This is a genomic window from Mesorhizobium sp. M7A.F.Ca.MR.245.00.0.0 (assembly GCF_003997415.1).
Taxonomy (GTDB): domain Bacteria; phylum Pseudomonadota; class Alphaproteobacteria; order Rhizobiales; family Rhizobiaceae; genus Mesorhizobium.
Map to the genome: position 1 here is coordinate 139976 of NZ_RZTE01000002.1, position 9944 is coordinate 149919.

Below are 9944 nucleotides of genomic sequence, written 5' to 3' on the forward strand. Positions count from 1 at the left end.
CCGGTTGCCCGATCTGGCATCAGCCGCAAACGCGGACCTCTTCGATCACCCTGTGGTGGTGGCGCCAGTGCCTGACCAGTTCGATGTGGCAGCGGTGATGCCGGTGGTGGCGGCGATATTCGCCGTACCGGTATCCGCCATTGTCATACTGAACATCCTGGTCGCCATCATACTGATTGTCGTAATAGCGATCGCGGTGGTGACGGCGAATAATGATCCCACTATCGGAATCGTCATCCGGCAAATATCGGTCGTCATCGTCGGACTGGATGGTCACGCTTGCCGCTTGCGTCGGCGCAGTGATCGCCGCTGTCGCGGCCAATGCCAACAGGCAAGCCAGAATCAGCTTTTTCATCTCGTCCTCCTGCGCGTTCGGGACATGTTAACTGGCGGAGGAACTGGGCGTTCCGCCTAATTTTACACACTTTGCGACGCGGAGGACATCAAGGCGTCATCGTCCACCCGTTCCAGGCGTACGAAGGCCGTCAGCGGCAGGTGGTCGGAGGTAACGCGCGAAAGCGGCGTGTCATGCGCGTTGATGGCGGCAATCATGCCGTGCCTGTTGGCCATGATCCGGTCGAGCGCCAGCAGTGGCAGGTTCGACGGGAAGGTGGGGACCGCCGGCGGCTGCGGGCCGAACGTTGCATGCAGCGTGTTGAGAGCGGAGCGGTTGCCAAGTCGCCATTCGTTGAGGTCGCCGAGCAGCAAGGTCGGTCTTTCGTCCGGGCTGTTCATCAGGTCGAGCACGACGCGCGCCTGCTGGGAGCGCGAGCGGCGCAGCAGGCCAAGATGGGCGGCGATGATGCGCAGCGTCTGGCTTCCGTCGAGGTCGATCTCCGCCACCACCGCGCCGCGCGGCTCCAGTCCCGGAAGCTTGATCTGGTGCACGTCGCGAACGACGCCCTTCTTGAACAGCAAGACGTTGCCATGCCAGCCATGGCCCTTGCCGGTGGCCGAAATCGGCACCGGAACCAGGCCGGTTTCCCGCTCGAGCCGGGGCAGGTCGAGAAGCCCATTACGGTCGCCGAAGCGATTGTCGGCTTCCTGCAGCGCAATGACATCCGGATCGATTTCGCGGATGACGCGGATGGTCCGTTCCGGGTCGAATTTCCTGTCGACGCCGATGCATTTGTGGACATTGTAGGAGGCAACCAGCGTGCCGGTGGTGGCTGTCGTCTTGAGTGCGGCGGCGTTAGCCTTCTGCATCCGGCGGTCACGAAGGGACAGAAGCATGCTTGCCGGGAGGCTGCGTCCAATTCTGTGCATCTTTGTGCTGCTCGTCCTCGCTGGCATCAATTCAGAAGCCGGATACAGTGAAAATAGGCAATTTCCGCGTATGTTCCATGACGGACGAGTTCCTCAAGCGCACCTCCGCCTTAGAGATAGGGTGAACCGAGCCACAATACCCGGTCGATCAGCCTGATAAGAAACGGCCGGGCTCGCAAAGCTTCCAGCGTCACCGGCACGGCGGAGGCGATCGCCGACCCGATCCGCGCCTCGATCTCGCTGGCAAAGCCGGCATCGAGCACCTCCAAGTCGATCTCGAAATTCAGCCGCAGCGATCGGGCGTCTAGATTGGAAGAGCCGACATAGGCCCACACGCCGTCGATCGAAAGCAGCTTCGAATGGTCGAACGGTCCCTCGGTGCGCCAGACACGGCAATAGTGTTTGAGCACCTGATCGAACTGCGCCATCATCGCGCGGTCGACGAGGAAAAGATTGTTCACCGCCGGCACCACGATGTCGATTTCGACCCCGCGCCTGCCGGCGGTGATCAGCGCGCTGATCAGTTCCCGATCCGGCAGGAAATAGGGCGACATCACGCGTATAGACTTGCGGGCGACCGAGAATGCACCGATCAGCAGCTTGTGGTTGGTCTCGTTGCTGGCATCCGGGCCGGAAGCGACCGCCCGCACCATCATCGGTGCGCCTGGCGACGGCGCCAGCGGGGCGATGCGCCAGGCGTCGCCTTTCAGCGCCTCGTTGGTGGCGAAGCGCCAGTCCTCGGCGGCGACCGAAAAGAGGTCGGCGACGATCGGACCGGTCACCCGGAAATGCGTGTCCCTGGCGCTGTTGGAGCCGGCGAATTCGGCAGAGAAGCCTTTTCGGATGTTCATGCCCCCGGTGAAGGCGGCGATGCCGTCGACCACCAGGATCTTCCGGTGGGTCCTCAGATTGGCGTAGGGCAGGCGCAGGCCCATGACGATGTTGCCGTTGAAGACATCGGCGGGGATGTTGGCCTCGCGCAAATGCCCCAGGATGCTCGGCACCGAGTAGCGGGCGCCGACGGCATCGATCAGCACGCGGACGGTGACGCCGCGGTGGACGGCGCCGGCAAGCGCCTGGACGAAGAGCAGGCCGACGGCGTCATTGTCGAAAATATAGGTCTCGAGCAGGACGCTGCGCTCTGCACCATCGATGGCCGCGCACATGGCGGCATAGGCCTCGTCGCCGGTCTCCAGCACATCGATTCCATTTCCAGGATTGAGCGCGCGCCGCGCCACCCTGTCGCCCAATGTCCGCAAGCCCGTGAACCGTTGCCCGTAGCGCTCGACGATCAGGGCCTCTTCGACAGCGACGTCGCGCTCGTGCTTGGCGGACACCGCGCCATCGGCAAACGGGCGCTGGGCGGTGATCGTGGCGCGGCGAATGCGGTTGATGCCGGCGACGGCATAGATCAGCACGCCGAGGATCGGGGACAGCACCATCACGCCGACCCAGCCGGTGGCGGCACGGACATCTTCCTTTGTCATGACGGCATGGACGATGCCGACCGTCGCCATCACCACGGAGATGATCGCCAGAATCTGAGGCCAGTGAGTCGCCAGGGTCGCCAACATGCCGAGACTATCCAGCGAGCGGTTGCAGAAGGCAATGCAGCCGCTCGTGCCGTGCATTCGGTGGATGGTGGCATGCGGCCTTGGCTGAAAAGTTCGACCGGCCGCAGAGATCGATGGGTTGAAGCACCCCGATAGTTCCTGTTCAGAAGGACAAACCTGACCCAGGGGAAGCATAGAGCCTGGCATCGTCCTGTCCTGCTCGGGCTCTTATGCTTTGGTACCACCTCTATTGACGCGCAGCGCCGGCCGCCGCGATGAAGTATTTTTTGGACGCGGCACCCCAAGGGAGGTGCCTGAAAAAGCGTTCAACCTCCGGTTGGATTATCGACAACCGCTATCCGAACCGGCCATGATTCTGGGCAGATCGGCCCACTGGCTTGCGATTTTCTGTGCTTTCCCACTGAATGGGGCGTCCGGATACAACCGCAGCGAGCCGAAGTTATGTGCTATTTTTGCTACATCTCGCAGCCTTGTTGCCCAAAAGGGCTATTTAGCGCCCTCTAAATCAATAATCGCTCACACATTCCGTGAATTTGTGGATAATCCACCGACGGGCAGGCCTTGGCTTGGTTAGCGCTCTGAAGAAGGACGCTGGGGAAACGTTAGGGTGGGATTATGAATACGACAGGTATGTCGACCATAGGCAGGCGCCTTGGTCTGTTGATGGCGGCCACCATGCTGACCTGCGGGGGCGCTCATGCGCTTACGCTCAAGGAGGCGATGGCTGTCGCGGTGGAATCCAATCCCGAGATTGGACAGGCGATCGAAAACCGCGAAGCAATCGAGTTCGAGTTGCGGCAGGCCAAGGGCCTTTACCTTCCCAGTGTCGATGTCGAGGGATCGGCTGGTGTTCGCCGGCTCGACAATTCGTCCCGACGCTCGCTGTCGATAGAGGACGATTCGCTCTATCCGGCGGAAGCGAATCTGGTGGTGACCCAGAAATTATTCGACAGCGGAGCCCGTCGCGCGGAATTGAACCGCCAGGCATCGCGCGTCGACGGAGCGTCGTTCCGGGTGCTGGAACGGTCCGAATTCATCGGGCTGTCCGTTGTCCAGGATTACCTCGAATACATGCTGCAGGCTTCGATCGTTTCCGAAGCCAAGAAGAATCTGGGTTTCCATCAGGCGATACTCGGCGACATCCGGCAAGGCATCTCAGGCGGAGCCTTGAACGAGGCCGACCGCCAACAGGCCGAGGAGCGTCTGTTCGCGGCCAAGGCCCGCATGCAGGAGGCGACCGAAGAGCTGGAAGCCTCCAAGATCCGGTTCTTCAAGACCGTCGGCAAGCCGCTGGTCAATGCTTCGCGGCCGGGTGATGTCGCCGCCGCGCTTCCGCGGTCACTGGATGACGCGATCGGCCTGGCACGACAGAACAATCCGCGCGTTCACATGGCCACCAGCGATATCGACGCCGCGGCTTCCCTGGTGGATGCGGCCCGGGCGAAATATGGCCCTGAAGTCATTGCTGAAGGTCGGGCCAGGGCAGGCACCGACATTGACGGCGACGACGGGGACACCAATGACCTGCAGGCGCGTCTGGTGCTGCGTTGGAACCTGTACCGCGGCGGCATAGACAAGGCCAATGAACAGGAGCAGATCCGCCGCGCCAGCGAGCAGCGGCTCGCCTATCATCAGGTCTTGCGCGAAATCGAGGAAGCCGTTCGCACCTCATGGGATCGCCGTTTCCGGCAAGCCGATCTGGCGAAGACCCTGAGGCAACAGGCCGCCGCCAATGAAAAGCTGGTCGCTTCCTATCGCGAGCAGTTCAAGGTTGGACAGCGCTCGCTGCTCGACGTGCTCGACGCGCAGAATACGCGGTTCAACACGGCAACGCTGGCGGATACCGCGTCCTACGCATCGCTGTTTGCCCAGTACCGGCTCCTGGCCGCGACCGGACAGTTGCTGAAAACGATGAATCTCGAGCCGGCAAAGCAAGCGACAGCCTATGCTCGCACCGAGTTTGCAACACCGGAAACCGCGGACACCGAGACCTATGCGCGGACGCCATCGGAGCAGAAGAACGACCTGCCATTCGATATCCTCGCCCCGGTGAGGAAGAAATAAGACGACGCAAGGTCCAGCGAGCGTCCTGACGGGCAGATCGTGAACCAGCAACCCAATATCCTCTCCCCCAAGGAGGCGTTCAAGGCCTGCTTCTCGGCCGTTGCCGGATATCTCGGCAGGCCGAGCGCGGAGACCGTTCTGTTTGCCGGCGTGCCGCTCTCGGACACGCGAATTGCGGCCGACGACATCAGGCACCTTGCCGAACGCATCGGCCTGGAAGTCACCGAGTTCAATCACCGCGATTTTCTCAGGGGGCGTATCGACCTGCCGGCAATCGTCTTTCGCGTCAGCCAATTGCCGGTTGCCCTGCTCGCTCTGGGCGAAGACGATGCGTATATCACCGCGCCCCAGGAAGACGGCCGCACCACGATCGGCCGATCGGAACTGGCCGCCAGCTACATCAGCGGCGGCGCTTCCTTCTCGATCACCTATGCCAATGCCGCCGAAACCATGTCGGTCGGCTCGGCGGCCAGGATCGAGCGGAGACATTGGCTTACGGGGACGATGGGCGCTTTCTGGCGCACCTACTCAAAAGTCGTACTGGCGGCGGTGTTCATCAATCTGCTGGCCATAGCCTCGCCGATCTTCACCATGAACGTCTACGACAGGATCCTGCCGAACAAGGCAATATCGACACTATGGGTGCTGGCTCTCGGCATCGGCGCGGTCATCCTGTTCGACCTGCTCTTGAAGACGGCCAGGGCCTCCCTCATCGACTATGCCGGGCGCAAGGCGGATCTCCGGATATCCTATCTGCTGTTCGAAAAAGTGTTGAACTCGTCGCTGTCGGCGCGCCCCGGCTCGACCGGTGAATACGCAAACAGGGTCACGCAGTATGAATTCGTCAGGGAGTTCTTCACCTCAAACACCATCAGCGTGTTCATCGACACGGCATTCGTCTTCGTCTTTCTCCTTGTGATCTATGCGATAGGCGGATGGCTGGTGATCATACCGGCGCTGGCCTTCGTGATGTCCGTCATCGTCGGCCTGATCACCCAGCGCCGCATCGGCAAGCGCGTCGCCGCCTCGATGAACGAAGCGTCGCAGCGCCAGGCCCTGCTGGTCGAATCCATCTCGACGCTGGAGACCATCAAGTCGCTGCGCGCCGAGGCGTATCTGCTGCGAAAATGGGGAGAGCACTCCAAGAACGCCGCCAACACGTCCGAGAAGATCAAGCAGCTTTCGGCGGCGGCGGGCAACATCACCCAATCCATACAACAGCTGGTGACCGTCGCCCTGGTCGTGGCCGGCGCCTATGCCTTCTCGGAAGGGCATGTTTCGACAGGAGCAATCATAGGAACGGTGATGCTGGCGAGCAGGGCCGTGGCGCCGCTCGGCCAGATCGCCATAACGCTGTCCCGGTTTCGCCAGGCCATGCTCTCGCTGAGAATGGTGAATTCGATCATGGCTCAGCCGGAAGATCGACCCGACACGGTGGGCTTCGTCAACCGCCCCATCCGCAAGGGGGCGATGGTGTTCAGGAATGTCGGGTTTGTCTATCCAGGCTCGGAAAACGAGGTTCTGACCGGCCTGAATATCTCGGTCAAGCCGGGTGAGCGGATCGGCATCATCGGCCGCATAGGATCGGGAAAGACGACAATGGGGCGGCTGATCGGCCGGCTCTTCCTGCCGACGTCCGGTGAGCTGCTGCTGGATGGGATCGACATTCGCCAGTATCACCCGTCCGAGGTTCGCGCCGCGGTCGGCATCGTTGCGCAGGCCGGCGACCTGTTCTCGGGCACCATCAAGGAAAACCTCCTGATGGCATGCCCCGAGGCTACAGACGAACAGATCATCGAAGCGGCAAAGGCTGCCGGTGTCGACGATTTCGTTTCACGCCACCCGCGCGGCTACGACATGAATGTCGGCGAGCGCGGCACCAATCTTTCCGGCGGCCAGAGGCAGACGGTGGCAATCGCACGCCTGCTGCTGACCAAACCGAAAATCGTCTTTCTGGACGAGCCGTCGGGCTCGATGGATCTTGCATCGGAACGCCAGTTGATCAAGCAGCTCAAAGTCGCCTTCGACCGCGACACCACGCTGATCGTCTCGACACATCGCTTCAGCATGCTTGAGCTGGCCGACCGCCTGATCGTTATCGAACAGGGCAGAATCGTTGCCGACGGACCGAAGGACCAAGTCATACAGGCGTTGCAGAAAACAAGCGCCTGACAAAACAAATATTGCTGCATCCAATGCGTTGGGGCGTGGGAAATGCTTGCCAGAGAAGATCGACCGCCGCTGTTTGCGTCGGCGTCCATATTCATCATCGGAGCGCTCTTCGTGGTCTTCGTCGCCTGGGCGTCCTTTGCCGAAGTCGATGAGATCGCACGCGGCGACGGCAAGGTCATACCCGCTTCCAAGACCCAGATCATTCAGGCGAGTGAAGCCGGTGTCGTTCAGGAAATCGCCGTGACGATTGGCCAGGTGGTCAAGAAGAACGATCTCATCATCCGCCTGGACAACACGCTCAACACGTCCAGTCTCGGCGAGCAGCAGGCCAAGGCGCGCGCGCTGGAAGTGCGCATAGCAAGGCTGAAATACGAACAGGCCGGCAATCTCTCGGGCCCATTTCCGTGCCCGCAGGACATCCAGTCGGTCGCTCCGCAAATCTGCGACAATGAGCAGAAGCTGCTCATCGCCCGGCGCGGGAACTTCGATAACAAGCTATCCGTGCTCAAGTCACGCCTTGACCAGCGCGAGAGGGAACTGGCCGAGGCGCAGGCCAATTCCGATCGTCTTACAAAGAACCTGGTCGTCAGCGACCAGGAGGCAAAACTGGTCGACGCGATGGTCAAGAAAGGCCTGATGGCAAGGACCGAGCAACTCCGGGTGGAGCGCGAACAGACCGAACTCAACGGCCAGCTGAACCTTGCGGGCGAAACGATAAAGAAGATCAAATCGTCGATCACGGAAGCCCAGCTTCAGGTCGAGGAACTCGGCCTGCAATTGCAGCAGGAGGCGTTGGACGACCTGACCCAGGCGCTGGCGGAACTTTCGGTGGTGGATGAGACCATAAGGGGAGCCACCGACAAGGTCGCGCGCACCGACATCCGTTCTCCCGTGGACGGCATCGTCAACACGCTGGAGCTTAACACGGTCGGGGCCTTCGTTCAGCCTGGCGCGGTCGTCGCCGGCATCGTGCCGACCTCCGAGACGTTGCTGGTGGAGGCACGGGTCTCGCCGCGGGATGTCGCGTTCATCCGTCCCGACCAGGAGGCCCTTATCAAGGTCACCGCCTATGATTTCTCGATCTTCGGCGGCATCGAGGGCAAGGTCTCGAACATCACAGCCGACAGCCTGGTCGATCAGAAAACGGGGGAACCCTACTATCAGGTGCGTGTGGCGACCGACAAATCCACCCTTCAAAGAGACGGCAAGGCCTATTCGATCATCCCCGGAATGATCTGCTCGGTCGACATCAAGACCGGGCGCAAGACGATCCTGCACTACCTCCTGAAGCCGATCAACAAGGCGCGCGAGGAGGCGATGAGTGAGCGGTAGCGCCAGCCCTCATCATTCCGGTCGCGAGCGGCTGCTGCCTCCAGTCGCCGCCGAGGATTTTGGACTGGAATTCCGGGTTGTGGCGCGCGGCGGCATCCGGCGCGGCATCCGTCTGGAGCGGGCATTCTGGATGTCGCTGAAGCAGATGGCCGAAAGCAGGAAGTGCACGATCGGCATGCTCATCGACGAGATCGCCGAAAGCCAGGCACAGACAGGAAATTTGACATCCGCGATCCGGGTGGCCTGCATGCGTGGGCTGGGGGACGAAAACCTGACCTTGCGAAGGCTTGCATCGATCAACACCATCAACGCCATACTGGTCGCTTGCCCGTCTCCCGCCTTTGCCCTGGCTTCGTCGAAGAAGATCCTGTCGTTCAACGCGCCGTTCCAGCAATTGGTCAAACGTCAATTGCCGATCGCCCCAAGCGATGACGCACGGCACGATCTCAAGCTGGCGCTGGACCTCAATGTGGCCGACATATTCGCGCGGCTCGATGCCAATGGCGAATCGCCGGTGGCCACCGGTTTTGTCATCGGCGCGGGCGACCGTCGATACCGGGGACAATTGAATGCGGTGCGGGCTCCGGTGCTCGAGCCGGAGCTGCTGATGGCGTTCGTCTTCGGCGGCTAGAGCAGTTCACCGTTACACTTACCGGAGTTGCTCTGCATGCATCGCCAATGCTGGCGAACCTATGGCTGAAAGCCTTCGCCGGGTGCGACGGTTGCGAAACCGCCCTTGATGTCGGCCATCTGGGCTCCGCCCGGTCTTGAACCGTGGATCCAGGCCCGGTCCGTGCTGAACGAATAGAGCGGAACGTAATCCGGAAGATCGCTGTCACGCACGACAGTGTTGCTGAGGCTGTCGAGAATGAAGGTGCCGCTGCCTGTGCTCACCGACAGCACTGCGTGAAAGAAGCCTCTCTTGCGATCTTGGAGGACGACAAGCGCCATGCTCTGCGTGGGAATGCCGGCCCTCAGCAGGGCCGTCATCTTGAGGATGGCAAAATCCTCGCAATCGCCGGCTCGCCGCTCGAGAATCTCCGAAGGCTTCGCCCAATAGTCGAGCTTGCCGTAGACGACGCTGTCTTTCCTGTAGGCGATCAGGCGATTTACGCTGCTGTTGACGAAGGACAGCTTCTCGCTGAATCCCTTGCCTTGAGCGGCGGCAATTATGCCGGCAAAAGCCGCGCTCTTGTGCTCGCAGGGGCTGCCTGCCGAACAGGCGGCGATTGCCCGGTAGACGGGCGCCCAGCGAGCCGCGACGGGAAAATTGCGCATGGACAAGGCAACCGATCCGAAGACCCCCGGAATGATCGACGCGGTCTGCAGCGGATCTATCCCGGCGTCATCTCGCGCCGTTGACGAGCCATCCCCGCGGCCAACATCTGGGCCATAGCTGCCGGTGACCAGACCGATCCGGTAAGCGCCCGCAGGCTGCCAGGGCTGGGGCCTCGCCAGCGAAACACCGCCGAGACTGGGTGGCGTCTGGACCTTCTCCGGAGGCCTGCCGGATGCGGCGATATCGCTCGCGAATGA

At 61.5% G+C, this 9944-nt stretch carries 8 protein-coding genes; 4 read left to right on the forward strand and 4 right to left on the reverse strand.

All coding sequences use genetic code 11. The features are described 5' to 3' along the window. Nucleotides 1–19 precede the first annotated feature (19 nt). From EOB80_RS03685 to EOB80_RS03695, 3 genes are all read right to left on the reverse strand, one after another. The gene (locus EOB80_RS03685) at nt 20–355 is read right to left on the reverse strand and encodes a hypothetical protein (protein ID WP_127326704.1); all 336 of its coding nucleotides are present in this window, start codon (nt 353–355) and stop codon (nt 20–22) included. Nucleotides 356–417: 62 nt separating this feature from the next. Beyond that, the gene (locus EOB80_RS03690) at nt 418–1266 is read right to left on the reverse strand and encodes an endonuclease/exonuclease/phosphatase family protein (protein WP_127326705.1); all 849 of its coding nucleotides are present in this window, start codon (nt 1264–1266) and stop codon (nt 418–420) included. Nucleotides 1267–1376: 110 nt separating this feature from the next. Beyond that, nucleotides 1377–2840 (reverse strand): phosphatidylserine/phosphatidylglycerophosphate/cardiolipin synthase family protein, encoded by a 1464-nt coding sequence (locus EOB80_RS03695; protein WP_127326706.1) that lies wholly within the window; start codon nt 2838–2840, stop codon nt 1377–1379. 615 nt (nt 2841–3455) lie between these two features. Between EOB80_RS03695 and EOB80_RS03700 the strand changes: the two genes are divergently transcribed. Genes EOB80_RS03700 through EOB80_RS03715 form a run of 4 tightly spaced genes read left to right on the forward strand, consistent with a single transcriptional unit; the run spans nt 3456 to nt 9039 of the window. Further along, entirely contained in the window at nt 3456–4904 is a 1449-nt protein-coding gene (locus EOB80_RS03700; RefSeq protein ID WP_127326707.1) for a TolC family protein, read from the forward strand. Between the two features lie 39 nt (nt 4905–4943). Next, the gene (locus EOB80_RS03705) at nt 4944–7076 is read left to right on the forward strand and encodes a type I secretion system permease/ATPase (protein WP_127271964.1); all 2133 of its coding nucleotides are present in this window, start codon (nt 4944–4946) and stop codon (nt 7074–7076) included. 42 nt (nt 7077–7118) lie between these two features. Further along, nucleotides 7119–8408: an HlyD family type I secretion periplasmic adaptor subunit gene (locus EOB80_RS03710; protein WP_127320297.1), complete on the forward strand. Its 1290-nt coding sequence runs from the start codon at nt 7119–7121 to the stop codon at nt 8406–8408. Next, nucleotides 8398–9039: a ribbon-helix-helix domain-containing protein gene (locus tag EOB80_RS03715; RefSeq protein ID WP_127271969.1), complete on the forward strand. Its 642-nt coding sequence runs from the start codon at nt 8398–8400 to the stop codon at nt 9037–9039. Before EOB80_RS03710 ends, EOB80_RS03715 begins: the two co-directional genes overlap by 11 nt. Before the next feature lie 59 nt (nt 9040–9098). Here EOB80_RS03715 and EOB80_RS35025 read toward each other — a convergent pair whose 3' ends face one another. Then, the gene (locus tag EOB80_RS35025) at nt 9099–9686 is read right to left on the reverse strand and encodes a transglutaminase-like cysteine peptidase (RefSeq protein WP_245466236.1); all 588 of its coding nucleotides are present in this window, start codon (nt 9684–9686) and stop codon (nt 9099–9101) included. Between the last annotated feature and the right edge of the window lie 258 nt (nt 9687–9944).

What these genes read in the sequence shown, in the direction of transcription:
- EOB80_RS03690 (WP_127326705.1), bottom strand. Translation starts at nt 1,266, where the DNA reads ATGCACAGAATTGGACGCAGCCTCCCGGCAAGCATGCTTCTGTCCCTT.
- EOB80_RS03700 (WP_127326707.1), top strand. Translation starts at nt 3,456, where the DNA reads ATGAATACGACAGGTATGTCGACCATAGGCAGGCGCCTTGGTCTGTTG.
- EOB80_RS35025 (WP_245466236.1), bottom strand. Translation starts at nt 9,686, where the DNA reads ATGCGCAATTTTCCCGTCGCGGCTCGCTGGGCGCCCGTCTACCGGGCA.
- EOB80_RS03685 (WP_127326704.1), bottom strand. Translation starts at nt 355, where the DNA reads ATGAAAAAGCTGATTCTGGCTTGCCTGTTGGCATTGGCCGCGACAGCG.
- EOB80_RS03695 (WP_127326706.1), bottom strand. Translation starts at nt 2,840, where the DNA reads ATGTTGGCGACCCTGGCGACTCACTGGCCTCAGATTCTGGCGATCATC.
- EOB80_RS03710 (WP_127320297.1), top strand. Translation starts at nt 7,119, where the DNA reads ATGCTTGCCAGAGAAGATCGACCGCCGCTGTTTGCGTCGGCGTCCATA.